We start from the raw sequence: 21,776 nt of genomic DNA on the forward strand, positions 1-21,776 counted from the left end.
GCACAACCGTTCATCCGATATCCGTCCGCACCTGTCAGAGTTGACAGGTGCGCGCTTTAACGTCGCATGCTTAATTCTTCCGTATCGGCGCTGACAGCCCAGGTAAGCGCCCCGTATGGAAGGCGAAAATTCATGACCAGCTCACAATACCTGATATTCCCTCCTGCGCCGCGTTCCGGTATCGGTGTGCTGGCCCTCTATCCGCCGCAACCACTTCTGCACAAGCTGCAAACTGACCAGAGCTACGGTATCAACATCGCCATGATTGCTCAGAACATTAACGGATTGGGCTTCAGTCTCCCGGCGTATCTGTCTCAAGCCCTCGGTGACCGTATCGAAGTCTTCCTCGATAGACCCGATGTCACCACCCCTTCGTCCGTGATTGATTTCGCCCTTACAGAGGACGATTTTGAGGCCGATGGAAAGACCCCTAAAACCGTACTTTTTGACATTACAGCTGAAACCCTCGAGGAGAAATTCCTGCCGTTTACCGACGTCAGGCTGGATTGCTGGATTAAAGTCACGAGACTGAGCGGCAACCCGGGGGAATCGCCACACTCACAACTCTGGTTCAAACATCCCGCTCCGGGCGAAGCGGACATTGACGGCGGCAAGCCTTCCAATCAGGGCCTCAAGCTGCCAATCGCATCGGAAAGTATCGTCGATCAGAACGTCATCAAAGAGGGCATGGAAGTCACGGTCAAGCATTACTTCAATCAGCAGATCGGCGATACGGTCGTGCTGACATTTGGTTCGCTGCGGCTGGACTTCGTCGTGACCGACGACTCGGCCGACATCGTTTTCAAGCTGACGCCTGACTTGCTCGGCAAATTGCAACAAACCAGCAATCTGGTGGTGCGCTGGAGCGTTTATGACATTGTCGAGAACTCCAGTGGTTTTTCGGAACCGCTCATTCTGCCGTTCAAGCCCGTAATAACTCTGCTGACCGCGCCGATTTTCGAGCAGTCCGATGCCGACGACGTAATACACCATGACTGGCTTGCAGGCGGCCCGACGAACATTCTCCTGACGGGCAGTTTTGCGATCAACGATGTGATCGCCCTGACACTGGAAGGATTCACCCGAACCAACGTGCCAGTCACTCATACCTATTCTTTAACGGTGACCGTAGACAGCAAGACACTGAACTTTCCCGTGGAAAATTTCCGTATTCAAAATGTGATAGGTGGAAGTTTACGGGCAACTTATATTCTGACCAGAGCAGGTCAGTCCAAACTTTCCAAACCTGCTGACGTCACCGTTGCGGGTAAATCCTTGCCACTGGGAGCACCGGAGGTCACCCCACTGGTGGAAGGTGAGCTGGCAGTCGACACTGCCAAAGCCTTTATAAATGTCGCCAGTTTCTGGCCCTTGAAACAAGGGGCAGAGGTCAAGCTGCATTGGCAGACCACAGACATCAACGGCAAGTTGGTACGGTTTACTTGGGGACAGCTTGTAACGGATCCTTCGAAGCCCATCGTTTTCGAGGCCGAGAACGAGTACATCAAGCCCTACGCCAGCGCGAGACTGGCCGTGCAGGCCACCATCACCAATCCCGGCGAAAGTGAAGTCTTTTCCGATATCGCGCAGTTGAAGATCGGCGATCCCAAGGAGCTTGTCCTCACGCCGCCCTCACTGGTATCGCCTTTCACTAATCCGCTTGATCCCTTGGCAGCGCTGCCGAGCATGCTGGTGGAATATCTCGATGCCAAGACCGAGAAGGTTCGCCTGGTGTGCACACCACTGCCCTTGGGATTTGATCGCTTCCCGCTGGTAGATCTGGATTCGGCCAAACAAGCCCGCTTTCCGTTCGACAGGCGCCTCATTGTGGCGCTTCACGGTGAAACCGTGCGATTCAAATTCAACCTGAATCAGGACGGCAAGAAAATCGGATCTTCTCCGGAAACTGAGATTTCTTTCAAACTGATCGCTGATCAGGATCCCAGGTTTCCGAGACCGCGAATCATTGGCATTGATAACGCAATCCTGGACGTAAAAAAACTGACCAGCGCAGACAAATTGGCGGTCAACCTCTGGCACGGACAACGGCCGGGCCAGAGCATGACGCTGGTGCTGATCGGCATCGACAGCAAAGACATCCCTGTTCGCCACGTCATCATGAACGCGGAGGCGAGCGTCACCAGCGCCGGGCTGATACGGGAACTGTCAACGCCGACGCTGGAAGTGTTGAAAAATCTCAAAAGCGGCAGTACGGCGACATTGATATTTTCCGTGCGCCTGGGGTTGCGCGGCAATCCAGTGGAATTTCCCCACCAGACCTATCAGATCGAATCTCTGGTTGAGTTGCAGCCGGTCATCACACTGATTAAGGACTCGCAGAACAGGGAGATTCCGCATAGCGACCTGACGGTTGATCCGAATGTCACGGTCGAGGGAACTGCGAGCGTAGAACAGCAGGTTGAAGTTCTGGTGAATGGCAAGTCGATAGAGACATTGACCACAGACAAGGACGGGAAATTTTCAACGCTATTGAAGGGGCTCGTTGTCGATGTACTGACAGTCGTGCAGATTCGAGCACTCTATGGCGACGGTCTTCTCTCTCCTTTACGCTCGTTTACGCTGCGCAAAGCGCTGCAAGTCAACAACAGCGCCATGGCCCTGTCAGGACTGAGAGTTTATGCATGGCGCCACACTCACAGTGCAGATTTTCCAAACAATACCCAAATCCGCGCCGCCGTCCCGTCTACAGGCGTCCACCCGATCACCTACAGAAGCAGTAATCCGAACGTGGCTTATGTCGACGGCAACGGGAAAGTCACGGGCATACGTAACGGCAATACGTACATTACCGTACAGGACCGATTCAGCTCATTTTCCTATTACGTCAGTGTGACGAATGTTTATCAGTTGGCTATCGGCGGCTACGGCATGACACACCAAGAGGCGCTCAACTGGCGATACAGCATTCCGGGCGCAGAACCGATGAGCAGAGCACTGCACGCCATGCAAGTTGTATATGGTCCCGATCCTTATTGGCCAATAGCCGCTGGAGGGATCTACAGGATGTGTGATGAAAGCGGTTGTCCTGGCAACCTGCGAGCGATATATGGACATGCCAACGGCGGAATTTATTGCCATTCGGACCTGAACGCCCGATGGGCTCCATGGTGTATCTATCCCATTTACGGATAAACCGGCCTCTTCGCGAGCAGGCTCGCTCCCACAGTTTCACCGCTCTCCCCTGTGGGAGCGAGCCTGCTCGCGAAGGCTGACTTAAAGACAACACGTCTCTACAGACAGACAAAACCCACCGTCCCGAATCAACCGGGGCGGCGGGTTTTGTCATTTCAGACCTCAGCTCAAACCGTATCCACCTTCAACGAATGATCATTGAGCATGCCGCTGATGATCGTCGCTGTGTCGTGACCGCTGGCAATCATGCCGCCTGCGCCCGGTGTCACGCCGTAGTGGCTAGCGAGGTTGACGCCGGCCAGGTCGATGGTCTGGCTCGGCGCGGCGCCGGCCATGGCGCTGACGTCGATGCTGGTCATCACCGAGGCGCCGCTGCCGCTGACGGTGAAGTGCAGATAGTCGTCCAGCGACGCGGTACTGGCGTTTTCGCCTTGCAGCAGTTGCGACAGATCGAGCCTGTCGGTACCGGGGGTGAAGTCGGTGATCAGGTCGTGGCCGCTGTTGCCCTTGAGCCACTGGAAGGTGTCCGCCCCTGCCCCGCCCGTCAGCGTATTGTTGCCCATGCCACCGATCAGCAAGTCATCGCCAGCGCCGCCATTGAGGAAGTCGTTGCCGAGGCCACCGTTGATCACGTTGTTGTTGCCGTCGCCGGTGAGGCTGTCGTTGAAGTTCGAGCCGAGCAGGTTTTCGATGCCGGTCAACGTGTCAGTACCGGCGCCGAGGGTGTTCTGCGCACCCAGCAGGCCGAGGTCGACGGTGACGGCGGCTGTGGCGTGGGCGTAGCTGGCGGTGTCGCTGCCAGTGCCGCCGTCGAGCAGATCGTTGCCCGCGCCGCTATAGAGCAAGTCGTTGCCAGCGTCGCCGTGCATTTCGTTATTGCCGGAGCCTGCCGTGAGTACGTCGTTGCCGTCGCCGGCATTGATCACGTTGTTGCCGCTGCCCGCCACCAACACATCGTCGCCAGCAGTGCCGGTCAGGGTGTGGCCGTCCTGATAGCTGATGCTGACGTTGGCCGTGTCGCTGCCGCCGTGGTTGTCGTTGGCGGCGTAAGTGCCGTGGTAGTCCGGCGTGATGTCGTGGGCCGCGGCGTAGTTGAGGGTCATGGTCAGTTGGTAGTTTTCCGCCGCGTTCGGGTTGCCGCCACCATTACCAATGTTGGTGATGTGAATCTGGTAGACGCCGTCCGCCGAGGCGCTGAGGGTCTGGCCGTCCGCCAGCGCCATCCAGGCACCGCCATTGAGCGAATACTCCATGCTGATCTTACCGGCACCCAGATTGTGATCCAGATTGAGGGTTTCGCCCTGACGCAGATTGACGGTAATGCGGTCTTCATCGTTGGCATTGCTGTTGCTCACCATGCCCAGATAACCGCTGACCACCAGCACGGCGGTCATGGTCGCGGCATTGGCGCTGAAGGCGCTGCGCACATTGGCCAGATTCTGGTTGGCTGCGTTATTGGTCTGCCCAGTGAAGCCGATCAGGCCGCTGCCGGTGAAGTCCGCCGCTTTCGACACCCAACCGGTATTGAAACTGGTGGGTGTGGCGTTGAGGGTGTCGCCGTTCGGATCGGTGTCATTGGCCAGCAACAGCTCGCCCGGCACCACGATGTTGCCTGACAGCACGTTGGTGATGACGTGGTCGTCCATCGCTACCGGTGGCGCGTTGGGGATCACTTTCACCGTCAGGGTGGAGCTGGCCAGATCGCCGTCGTTGTCGCTGACGGTGAAGCCGATGTTTTCGGTGATCACCACTGCGGTGGTTTTCTGCGAGGTGTAGCTGTATTCGCCGGTATCAAGATTGACCACCAGCGTGCCGCTGTTGTTGGTGGCAATGCTGACGCTGTTGTTGGCGGTATTGAAGGTGCCGTGATTGGCGCCGCCGCTCGCGGTCAACGAACCCTGGCCACTGAGGGCTTTCGGATCGTAGGTGTAGGTGGTGCCGTCGACCACGATCGACTTGATGAAACCGCCATCGGCGCCGAACGAACCGCCCTCGCCCAGCAGCGAACCGGTGACCGGCGCGCCCTGCACGGTGCCGGACAATACCGAGTTGAGCTGATTGAGATCGGTGACCACCACCGCATTGGTATTGGTGTGGTTGATGCCATCGTAGGCCAGCGGATCGAGGTTGGCGTTGCTCACGCCACTGCCCAGACCAATGGCGTAGTTCTTGATGTTGTTGGCGTCGAGGAAGTTTTTCAGCGCGGCTTCGTCAGCCGTGCCGATGTCGCCCTCGTTGGGCTTGCCGTCAGAGAAGAAGTAGCCGACGTTCTGTGCCCCGGTGAGTTTGCCGGAGGTGTTGAACGCGGTCTGCATCGCTGCTACGGCAGCATCGTAGTTGGTGCCGCCGCCAGCGTTGAGACCGGCGAGGAGTGTCTTGGCGGTGGCGACATCCACCCACACGGTGGTGCGGTCGGCGGCATTGCTGCTGAACGTCACCAGCTGCACTTTCACATCGCCCAGATCATCGTACTTGTCGAGCAAGGCACCAATGGCCTGCTTGGCCAGTGCCAGCCGCGACAGGCCCGGCACGCCAGAGGCATCAGCCATACTGCCGGAGATGTCGAGGACGATGAGAATGTTCGAATCGATCTCCACTGCGGTTACCGAGCGATCCGAGGCAACGGCTTTCGGTATGTCGTCGACGATGTTGACCACGAGGGTGCTGGTGGTGCTGTTGCCCAGTGCATCGGTGGCTTTGTAGGTGAACGTTTCGCTGAGGGTGTTCGGCCCGTCGTTGGCGTTCGGCGCGGTTTTCGGCGCCGAGGTCAGCGTGTAGGTGTAGGTGCCGTCAGCGTTGAGCAGCAGTTGCCCGTAGCTACCGGTGGCGTTGCCGACCAGGGTGTAAGTGATCGCGCCGCTGCCGCCACTGACCGAACCGACCAGCGTGCCGCTGGCGGTTTCACCGGTATTGCCCGGTTCGCTGCCGGTGACTGTGCCGGGGGCGAGATCCTGGCCATCCTTGTTCAGGTCGAGGGCTTTTTCATAGACCGTCACATCCTGATCCACCGAGGCGACCAGTTTGCTGTCGGCCACGTTGATGGTCAGCGTTGTGGTGCTTTCGTCGCCATCGCTGTCACGGATGGTGTAGGTGAACGTGTCGGTCGAGCCCGGCGGGCTCACCGAGTTCGGGTTGCTGTGGTAAACCGCGTTGCCCGCCGCGTCGAGGGTCAGATAGCCGTAGTTGCCGTTGATGTTGCTGTTGAGCCCGCCGCTGGCTGACGTCGCGGTGTTGCTGCCGGCCCGCACGCCGACCACCGTGGCGGCGCCGTCGGCACCGCTGAGGTCATTGCCGAGCACACTGACATTGACCGTGCCGCCCTCCGCTACCGAGCCGGTATCGGCGTTGGCAGTCGGCAAATCGTCGACGATGTTGACGTTGATCTGACCGCTGGCGGTACTGCCATCGGTATCAGTGGCGACCACGTCGAAGCTCTCACTGAGGCTGTTGGCGCCGTTGGCGTTCGGATGGGCTTCGTTGTCGACCAGGGTGTAGCTGTAGCTGACCAGTCCGGTGGCCGGGTCGTAACCGGTGATGGTGAACGTACTGCCCAATGGCGAGACCACCGATTGCGGCAAACCGGCGGCGACGCCATTGCTGATCACCGCAATGCCGCCGACCGTGAGGGTTTGCAGGCCATCAAGGGCGGTCACGGTGAAGCTGCCGCTCCGGGTCAGCGCCGAGGTGTCGGGGTTGCTGCCGTCGCTGAGATTTTTCTCGTAAACAGTGATTTCGCCGCCCTTCACGTTGAGGCCGTCGAGGCACACCGGATCGTCATTGTTGTGGATGTTCAGCACCAGGTTGGCGGTGCTGGTGTCGCCGTCGGCATCGGTGATGGTGTAGGCGAAGTTTTCCGTGCCGTTGCCGCCGCCATGGAGGTTTTTGAAGTCGGCGTCGTTGGCGTCAAGCGTGTAGGTATAAGTGCCGTTTGCATTGAGCACCAGGGTGCCGTAAGTGCCGGTGAAAGTACCGGCGGTTACCGGGCCGCTGGCGACGCGGTCGGCGCCCTGCACGTCGTTGTCGAGGACGTTGCCGGTCAGGGTCAACTGGGCTTCGGTCGCGTTGTCGGCATTGCTGTCATTCAGCGCCTTCGGCACGTCATCGACGATGCTCACAACGATCGTGCTGGTGACGACATTGCCCAGCGAATCGGTGGCCTGATAGGTGAATGTTTCGCTCAGGCTGTTGGCGCCATCGTCGGCGTGCGGCGTGGTGGTCGCAGGCGAAGTCAGGGTGTAGGTGTAAGTGCCATTGGCATTGAGGACGATCTGCCCGTAATTACCGGTGGCGCTGCCGACCAGTGCATAGCTGATCGCTCCGACCGCACCAGTGACCGAGCCGACCAGGGTGCCGGAAGCGGTTTCGCCAGTGCTGTTCGGATCGCTGCCGACCACACTGCCCGCCGCCAGATCCTGGCCATCCCTGTTCAGGTCGAGGGCTTTTTCGTAGACGGTGACGTCAGTGTCGCTGACCGCTTTCAGGCAGCTGTTATAGACGTCGATGGTGATCGTCGTGGTGCTTTCATCACCATCGGAATCGCGCACGGTGTAGGTGAACACATCCACCGCACCCGGACCGTTCACCGCGTTGGGATTGCTGTGATAAACGGCGTTACCGTTGGCATCAAGCGTGAGGTAGCCGTAGGTGCCGTTGATCTGCGAATTGAGTCCGCCGATGGCCGAAGTCGAGGTGTCGGCACCGGCACGCACGCCGACGACTGCGCCGGTAATCGCCGGACCATCCGCGCCGCCGATATCGTTATCCAGCACATTGCCGCTGACGGTGCCGCCCTCCGCCACCGAAGCCGCGTCCGCATGCGCGGTCGGCAAATCATCGACGATATTGACGTTGATCTGGCCGCTGGCGGTACTGCCATCGGTGTCAGTCGCCACCACGTCGAAGTTCTCGGTGAGGCTGTTGGCGCCGTTAGCGGTTGGATGAGCTTCGTTGTCGGCCAGGGTGTAGCTGTAGCTGACCACGCCGGTCGCCGGGTCATAACCGCTGATGGTCAAGGTGCTGCCCAGCGGGGTGACGATTGATTGCGGGAAACCTGCGGCCACGCCGTTGGTGATCACCGCGATGCCGCCAACCGTGAGGGTCTGCAGACCATCGAGAGCACTGACGGTGAAAGTGCCGTTCTGGGTCAGCGCTGGGGTGTTGGGGCTGGTGCCGTCGCTGAGATTTTTTTCGTAGACGGTAAGTTCGCCACCGTTGACGTCGAGGCCATTGAGCAGCACCGGATCATCGTTGTTGTGAATCTGCAGAACGAGGTTGGCAGTGCTGGTATCGCCGTCGGCATCGGTGATGGTGTAGGCGAAGGTTTCCGTGCCGTTACCGCCGCCGGTCAAGGCTTTGAAGTCAGCGTCGCTGGTGTTCAGCGTGTAGGTGTAGGTGCCGTCGGCGTTCAGCATCAACGTGCCATAAGTACCGGTGAAAGTACCCGGCGTGACTGGGCCGGTCGGTACGCGATCGGCGCCTTGTATGTCGTTGGTGAGGACATTGCCAGTCAGCGTCAGTTGGCTTTCTGAGGCAGTGCCATTGCTGTCATCGTTGGCTTTCGGCAGGTCGTCGACGATGTTGACGTCGAGGGTGCCGGTGGCCGTCGTGCCGTTGTCGTCGACCACCGTGACTGCGAACTGCTCAGGCAGATTATTCGCGCCGTTGGCGTTCGGATGCGCTTCGTTGTCGGCCAGGGTGTAGCTGTAACTGACTACGCCGGTTGCAGCGTTGAAACCGGTGATGGTCAGCGTGCTGCCCAGTGGTGTGGTGATCGATTGCGGGAAGCCTGCGGCGACGCCATTGGTGACCACGGCGATGCCGCCGACGGTCAGCGTGGTGACGCCGTCCAGTGCAGTGATGGTGAACGTGCCGTTTTGCGTCAGTGCGCCAGCGTCAGGGGCGCTGCCGTCGCTGAGGTTTTTTTCGTAGATCGTCAGCTCGCCACCGGCGACGTTCAGGCCGTCGATGGTGACTGGATCGTCGTTGTTGTGGATCTGCAGAACCAGATTGGCAGTGCTGGAATCGCCGTCGGCATCAGTGATGGTGTAGGCGAAGGTCTCTGTGCCGTTGCCGCCACCGGTCAAGGCTTTGAAATCGGCATCGCTGGTGTTCAGCGTGTAGGTGTAGGTGCCGTCGGCGTTCAGAACCAAGGTGCCGTAAGTACCGGTGAATGTACCGGGCGTGACTGGACCGGTGGGTACGCGGTCAGCGCCTTGGATGTCGTTGGTGAGGACGTTTCCGGTCAGGGTCAGCAAGGTTTCCGAGGCAATGCCGTTGGCGTCGTCAAACGCTTTTGGCACGTCGTCGGTGATGTTCACGTCGAGGGTGCCGGTGGCCGTCGTGCCGTTGTCATCGACCACCGTGACTGCGAACTGCTCAGGCAGATTATTCGCGCCGTTGGCGTTCGGATGCGCTTCGTTGTCGGCCAGGGTGTAGCTGTAACTGACTACACCGGTTGCTGCGTTGAAACCAGTAATCGTCAGCGTGCTGCCCAGTGGCGTGGTGATCGATTGCGGGAAGCCTGCGGCGACGCCGTTGGTCACTACGGCGATGCCGCCGACGGTCAGCGTGGTGACGCCGTCCAGTGCAGTGATGGTGAACGTGCCGTTTTGCGTCAGTGCGCCAGCGTCAGGGGCGCTGCCGTCGCTGAGGTTTTTTTCGTAGATCGTCAGCTCGCCACCGGCGACGTTCAGGCCGTCGATGGTGACTGGATCGTCGTTGTTGTGGATCTGCAGAACCAGATTGGCGCTGCTGCTATCGCCGTCGGCATCGGTGATGGTGTAGGCGAAGGTTTCAGTGCCGTTACCGCCGCCGGTCAAGGCTTTGAAATCGGCATCGCTGGTGTTCAGGGTATAGGTGTAGGTGCCGTCGGCGTTCAGAACCAAGGTGCCGTAAGTACCGGTGAAAGTACCCGGCGTGACCGGTCCGGTGGGTACGCGGTCAGCGCCTTGGATATCGTTGGTGAGGACGTTGCCGGTCAGGGTCAGCAAGGTTTCCGAGGCAATGCCGTTGGCGTCGTCAAACGCTTTGGGCACGTCGTCGGTGATATTCACGTCCAGCGTGCCAGTGGCGCTGTCGCCATTGCTGTCGGTGGCGATCACGGTGAACTGTTCGCTGAGATTGTTCACGCCGTCGCCGGCCGCGTGGGTTTCGTTGCCGTTGAGGGTGTAGCTGTAGCTGACCGTGCCGGTCGCCGCGTTGTAACCGGTGATGGTCAGGGTGTTGCCCAGTTGCGTGGTGATCGACTGGGGAAAGCCGATCGGCACGCCGCCAACAATCACGTTGATGCCGCCGATGCTCAGGCTGTTCAAACCATCCGCTGCCGAGACCGTGAAGCTGCCACTTTGCGTCAGCGCGCCTGGATTGGCCGCTGTACCGTCAGGCAGATTGGCTTCATTGAGGTTCAGCTCGCCGCCCGCCGCGTCGAGGCCGTTGAGGATGACCGGATTGTTCACCGGTGGCGGTGGCACCACGACCGGCGCTGGCGTGTCGTCGCCATTATCGATGTCCGCGTCGCGACGATACTCGGGAAATTCGGGAATGCCATTGAAGCCGGCAGTGGGGAAACCGATGATCGGATCGACCCGGCCACCGACTTCGGTCAGTAGAACGAAACTGTGCCCGCCGCCCAGTTCACCGGTATTGCCGGTGGGTGCGTTGGGGCCGGCCGCGGTGGCTTCGGCGGTTTTGCTTGGGTCTTCACCGGCGGCGATGGCTTGCTGGATCTGCTCGACATCGGTCAGTTGCGCCTGGCTTGGGGTCTGCGCTTCGTCGACGTTCACCGGCACAGCCTGGTCGGCCAGCAATTGCCCGGTCATGGTGATGCTGCTGCCCCGGCCGAGGGTCAATTCCTCGCCGTTTTGCAGTTTCACTGCCACCGCGCCTTCCGCGCCGGTGATCAGTTGATCGCCAGCGTACAAACGATCGCCTTCGAACAACGGACGCTTGATGCCGTCGCTCGCCTGAGCGAACACCTGACCAATGACTTTTGTGACCGTACCGATGAGCGCTGCCATGTGAAATCCTCCGCTGCCGACCACCGTCGGCACAGGTTCGCGAAGCAGCCCATGGCTCAATCGGGTTGCCGGGGGCGACGCTCGCACCCTCGACAGTTCGTTTCGCAGGCCCGGTTTGAGGTGAATTGTCAGCGCTATCAAGCACTTGCCAACCCTGTTCAATCCGCCGACCCACTAGCGCTACGTAACGGTGGTGAATCACCTGAGTGACAAAAATCTGTCGCTCATTCGCCGTTACGCGTCCCTCCCCTTCAGCAGTACTTCGCAGTGTCTCGCAAAGTGAATGGAACTTTCCTCAAGCCTTTTCGAGCTCCCTAAAGCGCATAAAACAAAGGCTTTCGAGCTGAACAATGTGCTGCTTTTGAAAAACCGCATAAGTTTTTTTTGGAATAAACCTTATGAAAATTTTTTCTTAGCTACGCTCTAGGATGTTCTTAGCTCTGTTGTTACAAGAGTGAAACGCTTACACCCTAAAATTACGTCAAATATTTGGCGACGGTAGCACAACATTGAGATCCAGGGAGATGCACCCATGCGCGTTTTAACCCCCCTCTGCAGCGCGGTTTTGCTGGCCATGGCTTGCACTTCCCAAGCCCAGGCGATGAACCTCACCGAGGCGATTCAAAGCACCATCGCCACTCACCCGGAACTGGCGTCGCGCGTGGACGCCCGCCTGTCAGCGGATGAACAAGTGAAAGTGGCCAAGGGCGGGTTTTATCCGTCGGTCGATCTGAACGCTGCCTACGGTCGCGGTTACAGCGACAACACCAATACCCGCGCTTTCGGTAACCACAACACCGAAATCCTCAATTACACCCAGTCGGAGCTGCGCTTGCGGCAGATGATCTTCGACGGCTTCAACACCGCCAACGAGGTCGAGCGCACCAAGGGCGTGTCCAACTCGCGCGCCTACTACGCGCAAGGCACCGCGCAGGATCTGGCCCTGCGCACCATCGAGGTCTACCTCGAAGTGCTCAAGCGTCGGGAACTGGTGACGCTGGCCAAGAACAATTTGCAGGCGCACTTGCGCGTCAACGATCAGATCGGCCTGCGCACCGAGCGCGGCATCGGCAGCACTGCAGACTCGGATCAATCGGTTGCCCGTCGTGCACTGGCGCAGAACAACCTCGACACCGCCGAAGTCGATCTGGCTGACGCCGAATCGAATTTCTACAGCGTGGTCGGACGCATGCCCGATGAGCTGGAAACCCCGGCCTCGACTCGCGGTGAGATGCCACCGGACCTGCGTGAAGCGCAGCAAAGCATGGTCGACAACAACCCGTACCTGAAATCGGCCCAGGCTGACGTGCAGTCCGCCGAGAGCCAGTACGAAGTGGCCAAGTCGCCGTTCTACCCGCGCTTCGACGCGGAAGCGGCAGTGGGCGCGAACAACAACGTGCAGGGCGACGAAGGCCACGACAACGAATGGCGTGTCGGTGTGGTGATGAACTACAACCTGTTCCGTGGCGGCAGCGATAAGGCACGTCTGGCCGCGAATGCCCACGACATCAACCAGGCGATGGACATCCGCAACAACGCCCTGCGTCAGCTCAACGAGAACATTCGCCTGGCCTGGAACGCCATGGAGAACGCCAAGAAGCAGACGCCGACGGCCCGCGAATACGCCGAAACCACCAAACGCGTGCGCGCCGCTTATCAGGACCAGTTCGGCCTCGGCCAACGCACCCTGCTCGACCTGCTCGACAGCGAAAACGAGCTGTACAACGCCAACCGTCGCTACACCGAAATCCGCTACACCGAGGAATACTCGATGTATCGCGTGCTGGCGAACATGGGCCAGTTGCTGAGCAAGCAACGCGTGGTGCTGCCGGCTGATGCGATTGCCACGACCGAAGTGAAAAACCAGGCGCGCCTGCCCGAGTTGAAATAGCCCCTCCGGGACGCGCCGACGGCTGCGATCTCTGATCGTTCCCACGCTCTGCGTGGGAATGCAGCCCGTGACGCTCCGCGTCACTGGACGCAGAGCGTCCCTAGAGGCATTCCCACGCAGAGCGTGGGAACGATCCGATAACCGAGCCCGTTCAACAGAGGCAATCACTATGACCAGCATGGAACCCGGCGCCACCGGGGTCGATCCGCGCCTGAGCTTCGACGACCCGTTACTCGACGGCCTGCTGATCCTCTGCAAACTGCATGGCGCCACGGTCAGTCGTGCCAGCCTGAGCGCCGGGCTGCCCCTGAACAAACAACGCCTGAGCCTCGATCTGCTGCCCCGTGCAGCAGCGCGGGCCGGATTGCAGGCGCGGTTGTTGCGCCGTGAATTGAAAGACATTTCGCCGCTGAACCTGCCGATCCTGCTGCTGCTCAACGACGGCCGCACTGCCGTGCTGCGGCGCTTTGGCGAGGATGGCAAAGCCCTGCTGCTGCCCAGCGAAGCCGACGGCGGCGAGCAATGGGTGAGCCGCGAAGAGCTTGGCGAACACTACAGCGGCCAGGCCTTGTTCGCCCGTCCGCGTCACGAACTCGAAGACCTGCGCGCGCCGCTGGTGCCACGGGTAAATGCGTGGTTTCGCGACACTCTCAAACTGTCGAAATGGCTGTACAGCGATGCGATCCTCGCCAGTTTCCTGATCAATTTGCTCGGCCTGATGGTGCCGCTGTTCGTCATGCAGACCTATGATCGCGTCGTGCCGAATCAGGCGACCTCGACGCTGTGGGTGCTGTCGATCGGCCTGTTGATCGGCACCGGTTTTGAACTGGTGCTGCGCGTGGTCCGTGCGCACCTGCTCGACACCGCCGGCAAGAAAACCGACGTGATCCTCTCGGCGACGTTGTTCGAGCGCATCACCGGGATGTCGATGAAAGCGCGGCCGGCGACCATCGGCGGCTTTGCCCAGAGCATTCACGATTTCCAGGGCCTGCGTGAATTTCTCACTGCCGTGACCCTGACCAGCCTGATCGACTTGCCCTTTGTGGTGTTGATGCTGGTGGTGATCGGCCTGCTCGGCGGCTGGCTGGTGGTGATTCCACTGTTGGCGTTTCCGATCACGATCATTTTCGCCATGGTGATTCAGGTGCGCCTGCGTGACACCGTGCAAAAAAGCCTGAGCCTCGGCGCGGAGCGTCAGGCGGTGCTGATCGAAACCCTCGGAGGCCTGGAAACCCTCAAGGCCTGCGGCGCCGAAAGCGAGCGTCAGCACAAATGGGAAAGCACCCACGGCGCCCTCACCCGCCTCGACAGTCATGCGCGCAACCTGTCGGCGCTGGCCACCAACGGCACGCTGTTCATCCAGCAGTTTTCCGGGATGGCGACGATTGTTGCCGGGGTCTACAGCATCATTGCCGGCAACCTCAGCGTCGGCGCGCTGGTTGCCACTTACATGCTCGGCAGCCGCGTGCTCGCCCCGCTCGGCCAGATCGCCGGGCTGATCACCCGCTACCAGCAAGCGCAACTGACGATGAAAAGCACCGACGCGCTGATGGCCCTGCCGCAGGAGCGCGACGGCAAACAACGACCACTGGAACGTACGCAGCTGCAAGGTGCCCTCGACGTCAGCGGCGTGACATTCCAGTACAACGGCCAGAATGCGCCGGCGCTGAGCGAAGTCAGCTTCAGCCTGAAAGCCGGCGAGCGGGTCGGCATCATCGGCCGCAGCGGTTCGGGCAAAAGCACGTTGGCGCGGCTGGTCATGGGCTTTTATGAAGCGGAGGAAGGCCAACTGCTGCTCGACGGCCTCGACCTGCGCCAACTGGACGTGGCTGACCTGCGCCAGCAGATAGGTTATGTCGCCCACGACCTGCCGCTGCTGGCTGGCAGCCTGCGCGACAACCTGACCCTGGGCGCGCGTTACATCAGCGACTCACGCATGCTCGAAGTCGCCGAACTCACCGGCGTCACTGAACTGGCCCGGCAACACCCGCAAGGTTTCGACCGACCGGTGGGCGAACGCGGGCAATTGCTTTCCGGCGGCCAGCGCCAGGCGGTGTTGCTGGCGCGCGCGTTACTGCTCGATCCACCGATCATGCTGCTCGACGAACCCACCAGCGCCATGGACAACAGCAGCGAAGATGCGCTGCGGCAGAAACTGCATGGCTGGGTGCAAGGCAAAACCCTGCTGCTGGTCACCCACCGCACCTCAATGCTGAGCCTGGTGGACCGGTTGCTGGTGCTGGACAACGGCCGGGTCGTCGCTGACGGCCCGAAAGAAGCAGTCATCGAAGCGCTGCGCAAGGGCCGTGTCGGCTCGGCGGCGGTCTAGGAGTTACGCCATGCCTGCTTCTTCCGATAGCAACAAGCGCGGCTACTTCGACAGCTTCGGCAAAAGCGCCGAAGCCGAGTTCATGCCGGAAACCGCCGGCGCGGCGTTGCAGGATTCGCCGCGCAAATCGCGGATCACCGTGTGGCTGGCGGCAGCGCTGCTGATCGCCGCCTTGGTCTGGGCCAAATTTGCCGTGCTCGAAGAAGTGACCATGGGCGAAGGCAAAGCGATTCCGTCGAGCAAGGTCCAGGTGATCCAGAACCTTGAGGGCGGTATCGTCACCGAGATTTTCGTTCGCGAAGGCCAGATGGTCGGCAAGGGCGACACCCTGCTGCGTCTGGATGACACGCGCTTTCGCTCGAACAAGGGCGAGAGCGAGGCCGACCGTTACGCGCTGACCGCACAGGTTGAACGGCTGTCAGCCGAGGCCGAGGGACGCCCCTTCAAACTCTCCGCTGAAGTCATCGCCAAGGCGCCGCAAGTCGCCGAGGACGAGCGCTCGCTGTACGAGCAACGCCAACGCCGCTTGGCCAGCGAACAGCGCACCCTCAGCGAACAATTGCGGCAGAAAACCCAGGAACTGGCCGAGTTTCGTTCCAAGCAAGGCCAGTTCAGCTCGAGCCTGGCGCTGCTGCAACAAGAGATGAACATGTCCGAACCGCTGGTAAAAACCGGCGCCGTGTCACCAGTGGAAATCCTCCGGCTCAGGCGCAGCGCTGTGGAGATCCGTGGTTCGCTGAACGCCACCACGCTGGCGATTCCCCGGGCCGAATCGGCGATCGCCGAGATCCGCAGCAAGATCGACGAATCCGAGCAGACCTTCCGTTCCGAGGCCGCCAAAGAGCTGAATGAGAAACGCACCGACCTGTCGAAAATCACCGCGTCGAGCATCGCCATCGACGATCGCGTCAGCCGCACTACGGTGACGTCGCCGGTGCGTGGCGTGATCAAGCAGATGAAGGTCAACACCATCGGCGGCGTGGTCCAGCCGGGCAGCGACATGGTCGAAATCGTGCCGCTGGAAGACAACCTGCTGATCGAAGCCAAGGTCCGCCCGCAAGACGTCGCGTTCCTGCATCCGGGCCAGAAAGCCATGGTCAAGTTCAGCGCCTACGACTACACGATTTACGGCGGGCTGAGCGCCAAACTGGAGTTGATCGGCGCCGATACGATCACCGATGATAAGGGCAACAGCTTCTATCTGATTCAGGTGCGCACCGACAAGAATCACCTGGGCGGCGATGTCAAACCGCTGCTGATCATCCCGGGGATGGTGGCGACGGTGGACATCATTACCGGCGAGAAAAGCGTTTTGGATTACCTGCTCAAACCGGTGCTGAAAGCGCGGACCGAGGCGATGCGTGAGCGCTAGTGATCTTTGAATTGCGGTGATTGATCTGGCGCTTTCGCGAGCAGGCTCGCTCCCACAATTGGTATGCATTCCCCTGTGGGAGCGAGCCTGCTCGCGAAGAGGCCCGCACAGACAATGATCATTTGTCGCCATGGTTACGCTGAAAGGTCTCCTCCCCCATCGCCGCAATCTGCCCTTCGATCAGCGCTTCAAACGGTTTCAGTAACGGCGCAAACGTCGTCGGTGCTTCGAGGGTTTCCAGCGCCTGGACGATCGCCTCGATCGTCGATAACGCTCCCGGCCCCGGCGCCTTGCGCAAGCGATAGCGCGACACGCCGCCCTCGGTCAGGGTCACCCGTGGCAGTGCTGCCAGCAGCGGATTGAGGTGCAACATCTTGCGCGCCTTGCGCCATGTTCCATCCGGGACGACCAGCAACATTGGCTGATCATTTGGCGCGTAAACCTGCAACGACTGCGCATCGTCAGCCGGGAACAGCAAGCGCGCCTGATAACCCGGCCGGTTCAACAGTTTCGGCAAATCTTCGAATACCTCGCCGACAATCAGCTCGGCATTGCTCAGTCCCAGCACCGCCAGCCGCGCGGTATTGAGCGCGTGACTGACCTCGCTCGGATGCTGCAGCAGCAATACTCGGGTGCGGCTATCGAGGTGCGGAATCAATGGGCACAGGCAATGGGTCTGGGGGCGCAGGCAGCGCGGGCATTGGGGTCGGGACATTTTTTTCTCAAGCCTGATTGAGCTGCGCTTTGAGCAAATCGCGGAAGGTCTGGATCAGCGGCTCGCGGCTGCGGCCCCTGCGCATGATCATCGAAAACGGCGCCTGATAACCGAAGGTCGCTGGCAGCAGAACGCGCAGGTCGCCCTTGTCGGCCCAGGCCTGCGCGTAGTGCTCCGGCAGATAACCGATGTAGGCGCCGGAGAGCACCAGAATCAGCTGCGCTTCCATACTTTCCACGGTCGCGGCGCTGTGTTTGAAACCGTGGCGGGCAAGTTCCGCCTGACTCCAGTAACCGCGCCCGACCATCCGTTGCTGGGTGATGACCTGCTCGGGGATGCGCCGCTCGTTGAACAACGGGTGACGACTGCTGCAATACAGCCAGTGCTGCTCGCGGTACAGCGGCATGTAGACCAGACCGCTCATGCGCGTGGAAAACGCACCGATGGCCAGATCGAGGCGATTGTCCTGCACGCCGAGCTGCAATTCGTAAGGGCTCATCACCGACAGGTGCAGATGCACCGCCGGGTGTTCCTGACTGTAGGCGCCGATGGCTTCGGCAAACGGCAGGGCCTTGTCGCTGACCGTGGAATCGATCACGCCAAGGTTGAGCGTGCCGCGCAGTTCGCCCTTCAGCGCGGCGGCGTATTGCTCGAAGCCTTCAAGCTCGGCGAGCAGGCGCAGGGTTTCCTGATGGAACAGCTCGCCCTTGCTGGTCAGGCTGAAGCCACCGCGCCCGCGATGGCACAGCACCAGACCGAGCGCGGCTTCGAGCTGGCTCATGTAAGTGCTGATCGCCGAGGTCGACAGGTTGAGTTCCTGCTGCGCATTGGCAAAACCCTGATGGCGCACGACGCTGACGAAGATGCGCAGGAGTTTCAGGTCGGGTAAAGCGTTGGCCATGTCTACTCCGGGCTTTGCAACTGTGTGTATGTGGGAAAAGCCCCTCACCCCAGCCCTCTCCCCGAGGGAGAGGGATGGGGTGAGGGCAACAATCTTCAGCCCTACACTTCATTCGAACCCACCAAAGTCTAATCCCACCTCTCCCATTAGTTTAGAAAAATCTGAACTAAGTTTTTGCCCGTAGCGATTCTTCCCCGTCACTACATTTCGCATGATCGGCCCCACAGCGGCGTCCGAACCTGTGCTCAACGGCGCGCCGGCATAAATAAAACAAAGACGATGAGGCCCTACCCGTGGACAAGATTCTTCACCAACCACTGGGCGGCAATGAAATGCCGCGCTTCGGCGGCATCGCCACCATGCTCCGACTTCCCCATGTACCGACCGCTGCCGGCCTTGACGCTGCCTTCGTTGGCGTGCCGCTGGACATCGGCACTTCGCTGCGCCCCGGCACCCGCTTCGGGCCACGCGACATCCGCACCGAATCGGTGATGATCCGCCCGTACAACATGGCCACCGGCGCCGCGCCGTTCGACTCGCTGTCGGTGGCCGACATCGGTGACGTGGCGATCAACACCTTCAACCTGCTCGACGCCGTGCGCATCATCGAAGAAGCCTACGACAACATCCTCGAGCACAACGTCATCCCGATGACGCTGGGTGGCGACCACACCATCACCCTGCCGATCCTGCGCGCGATTCATAAAAAGCACGGCAAGGTTGGCCTGGTGCACATCGATGCCCACGCTGACGTCAACGATCACATGTTCGGCGAGAAGATCGCCCACGGCACCACGTTCCGTCGTGCCGTCGAAGAAGGTCTGCTCGATTGCGATCGCGTGGTGCAGATAGGTTTGCGTGCCCAGGGTTACACCGCCGACGACTTCAACTGGAGCCGCGATCAGGGCTTCCGCGTCGTTCAAGCCGAAGAGTGCTGGCACAAGTCGCTGGCGCCGTTGATGGCCGAAGTGCGCGAGAAGGTCGGTGGCGGTCCGGTGTATCTGAGTTTCGACATCGACGGCATCGACCCGGCCTGGGCGCCCGGCACCGGCACCCCGGAAATCGGCGGCCTGACCACCATTCAAGCGATTGAAATCGTCCGTGGCTGTCAGGGCCTCGACCTGATCGGCTGCGATCTGGTAGAAGTCTCGCCCGCTTACGACACCACCGGCAACACCTCGCTGCTGGCCGCCAACCTGCTGTACGAAATGCTCTGCGTACTGCCTGGCGTGGTTCATCGCTGAGGGTCGGGTCATGCACGCACGTGATCAGGTTCTGCACGCGGCCGCCAAGTTGGTCGCCGCGTTTGCGCGTAACGATCGCGAAGCTTACTTCGGCGCATTCAGCACCGATGCCAGCTTCGTTTTCTACACCCTCGACCAGCCGTTGCTGTCGCGCGATGCCTATCAGGCGTTGTGGGACCGCTGGCGCGCCGAGGAGGGTCTCGAGGTGCTGTCGTGCACCTCGAGCAACGCCTTTGTCAGCCTGCAGGGTGACGTGGCGGTTTTCATCCATGACGTGGCCACCGAGCTGCGCATGCAAGGGGAGCAACATTTCAGCCAGGAGCGCGAGACGATTGTTTTCAGAAGACAAGCGTCGAGCCTAGAACAACAAGGCCTATGGCTGGCCTGTCACGAACATTTGTCCGCAATGCCGGAAGGGCTGCCACCCCCTTAGCCAATGGTGACGCTCACGCACGATGAGCGCGCCTGATGATCGGAGCAGATCATGAATAACAACAACAACGAAAAAAGCCTTAGCAGCATCGAAACAAACGGGGTCGAACAGATCCCGGATCATGAGCGCGACGCCCGGCCCAGCGACCTGTTTCGCTTGATCTTCGGCGGCGCCAATACGTTTGCCACCGCTGTGCTCGGCAGTTTCCCGGTGCTCTTCGGCCTGTCGTTTCAGGCCGGTGTCTGGGCGATTGTCCTGGGTGTGGTGGTCGGTGCGCTGATCCTCGCGCCGATGGGCCTGTTCGGCCCGCTCAACGGTACCAACAACGCCGTGTCTTCCGGTGCGCACTTCGGCGTGCACGGGCGGATTGTCGGGTCGTTCCTGTCGTTGCTGACGGCGATCGCGTTCTTCTCGCTGTCAGTGTGGAGCTCGGGTGATGCGCTGGTCGGCGGCGCCAAACGCCTCGTCGATTTGCCGGAAACCGACCTGACCCTGGGCCTGGCCTACGGTCTGTTCGCGCTGCTGGTGCTGACCGTGTGCATCTACGGTTTCCGCATCATGCTGTGGGTCAACCGCATCGCCGTGTGGGCCGCGAGCCTGTTGTTCCTGCTCGGCATCTTCGCCTTCGCCCCCGCTTTCGACAGCCAGTACGCCGGCAGCGTGGCGCTGGGTCAGGCCGGGTTCTGGGCGGCATTCATCGGCGCGGCGCTGGTGGCCATGAGCAACCCGATTTCCTTCGGGGCGTTCCTCGGCGACTGGTCGCGCTACATCCCGCGTGAGACGCCGAAGGGCCGGATCATGCTGGCGGTGATCGCCGCACAACTGGCGACGTTGATCCCATTCCTGTTCGGCCTCGCCACCGCCACCATCGTCGCGATCAAAGCGCCGGACTACATCGCCGCGAACAACTATGTCGGCGGCTTGCTGGCCGTGTCGCCGAGCTGGTTCTTCCTGCCGGTGTGCCTGATTGCGGTGATCGGTGGCATGTCCACCGGCACCACGTCGCTGTATGGCACCGGGCTGGACATGTCCAGCGTGTTCCCGCGCGTGCTTTCCCGGGTCAAGGCGACCTTGCTGATCGGCGTGCTGTCGATCGCCTTCATCTTTATCGGCCGTTTTGCGGCGAACCTGGTGCAGAGCGTGTCGACCTTCGCCGTGCTGATCATCACCTGCACCACCCCGTGGATGGTGATCATGATCATCGGTCTGCTGGTGCGGCGCGGCTTCTACTGCCCGGATGACCTGCAAGTGTTCACTCGCGGCGAACAGGGCGGACGCTACTGGTTCAACCACGGCTGGAACTGGCGCGGTCTGGGGGCGTGGATTCCGAGTGCGCTGGTCGGCCTGTGCTTCGTCAACCTGCCGGGGCAGTTCGTCGGCCCGCTGGGCGAACTGGCCGGCGGCATCGACATCAGTTTGCCGGTGACATTGGGCCTGGCGTCGGTGGTGTATCTGACGCTGCTGCGCCTGTTCCCCGAACCTCGGGAGGTGTTTGGGCCGACGGATGTGCGCAGCCAAAGCAACGATGCCCCGGCTAAACCCGCCATGCGCCAGGCCGCCTGAATAAACGCAAAACCCTGTGGGAGCGAGCCTGCTCGCGAAAGCGATCTGTCAGTCACATCTTTATTGAATGTGCGTGCGAATTCGCGAGCAGGCTCGCTCCCACAGGAAGCCTTGCAGACCCCATTTGCTTCACCATAAAAAAGACAATCGGAGACACGCC

Annotated in this window: 10 protein-coding genes; 7 read left to right on the forward strand and 3 right to left on the reverse strand. The window is 60.6% G+C overall.

All coding sequences use genetic code 11. From position 1 onward, the window contains the following. Nucleotides 1-132: 132 nt before the first annotated feature. The gene (locus AB4N48_RS17175) at nucleotides 133-3,153 is read left to right on the forward strand and encodes an Ig-like domain-containing protein (RefSeq protein WP_460094035.1); all 3,021 of its coding nucleotides are present in this window, start codon (nucleotides 133-135) and stop codon (nucleotides 3,151-3,153) included. Nucleotides 3,154-3,320: 167 nt separating this feature from the next. On the opposite strand, the gene AB4N48_RS17180 is transcribed toward AB4N48_RS17175, so the two are convergent. Further along, nucleotides 3,321-11,168 carry a retention module-containing protein gene (locus AB4N48_RS17180; RefSeq protein WP_460094037.1) on the reverse strand — a complete coding sequence of 2,616 codons (7,848 nt, stop codon included), beginning with the start codon at nucleotides 11,166-11,168 and terminating at the stop codon, nucleotides 3,321-3,323. A 532-nt stretch (nucleotides 11,169-11,700) separates the two neighbouring features. Between AB4N48_RS17180 and AB4N48_RS17185 the strand changes: the two genes are divergently transcribed. The 3 genes from AB4N48_RS17185 (at nucleotide 11,701) to AB4N48_RS17195 (ending at nucleotide 16,760) form a co-directional block, all read left to right on the forward strand. Further along, complete coding sequence (locus tag AB4N48_RS17185; protein WP_016771146.1) at nucleotides 11,701-13,059, forward strand: TolC family outer membrane protein; 1,359 nt, start codon at nucleotides 11,701-11,703, stop codon at nucleotides 13,057-13,059. 169 nt (nucleotides 13,060-13,228) lie between these two features. After that, nucleotides 13,229-15,388 carry a type I secretion system permease/ATPase gene (locus tag AB4N48_RS17190; RefSeq protein WP_460094039.1) on the forward strand — a complete coding sequence of 720 codons (2,160 nt, stop codon included), beginning with the start codon at nucleotides 13,229-13,231 and terminating at the stop codon, nucleotides 15,386-15,388. Between the two features lie 10 nt (nucleotides 15,389-15,398). Further along, nucleotides 15,399-16,760 carry an HlyD family type I secretion periplasmic adaptor subunit gene (locus AB4N48_RS17195; RefSeq protein WP_039761043.1) on the forward strand — a complete coding sequence of 454 codons (1,362 nt, stop codon included), beginning with the start codon at nucleotides 15,399-15,401 and terminating at the stop codon, nucleotides 16,758-16,760. Nucleotides 16,761-16,878: 118 nt separating this feature from the next. Here the strand turns inward: AB4N48_RS17195 and AB4N48_RS17200 are convergent, their stop codons facing one another. Continuing rightward, the gene (locus AB4N48_RS17200; RefSeq protein ID WP_460094041.1) at nucleotides 16,879-17,475 is read right to left on the reverse strand and encodes a tRNA-uridine aminocarboxypropyltransferase; all 597 of its coding nucleotides are present in this window, start codon (nucleotides 17,473-17,475) and stop codon (nucleotides 16,879-16,881) included. Between the two features lie 7 nt (nucleotides 17,476-17,482). Continuing rightward, entirely contained in the window at nucleotides 17,483-18,376 is an 894-nt protein-coding gene (locus tag AB4N48_RS17205) for a LysR family transcriptional regulator (RefSeq protein ID WP_007956593.1), read from the reverse strand. Nucleotides 18,377-18,669: 293 nt separating this feature from the next. Between AB4N48_RS17205 and speB the strand changes: the two genes are divergently transcribed. Genes speB through AB4N48_RS17220 form a run of 3 tightly spaced genes read left to right on the forward strand, consistent with a single transcriptional unit; the run spans nucleotide 18,670 to nucleotide 21,616 of the window. After that, nucleotides 18,670-19,620: an agmatinase gene (gene speB / locus AB4N48_RS17210; protein ID WP_003222717.1), complete on the forward strand. Its 951-nt coding sequence runs from the start codon at nucleotides 18,670-18,672 to the stop codon at nucleotides 19,618-19,620. Between the two features lie 10 nt (nucleotides 19,621-19,630). Then, complete coding sequence (locus tag AB4N48_RS17215) at nucleotides 19,631-20,053, forward strand: YybH family protein (RefSeq protein WP_460094043.1); 423 nt, start codon at nucleotides 19,631-19,633, stop codon at nucleotides 20,051-20,053. A 51-nt stretch (nucleotides 20,054-20,104) separates the two neighbouring features. Beyond that, a complete protein-coding gene (locus tag AB4N48_RS17220; RefSeq protein ID WP_460094045.1) occupies nucleotides 20,105-21,616 on the forward strand; it encodes a purine-cytosine permease family protein in 1,512 nt (503 codons plus the stop codon). Nucleotides 21,617-21,776 lie beyond the last annotated feature (160 nt).

The sequence above is a fragment of the Pseudomonas sp. S2_C11 genome (assembly GCF_054668395.1).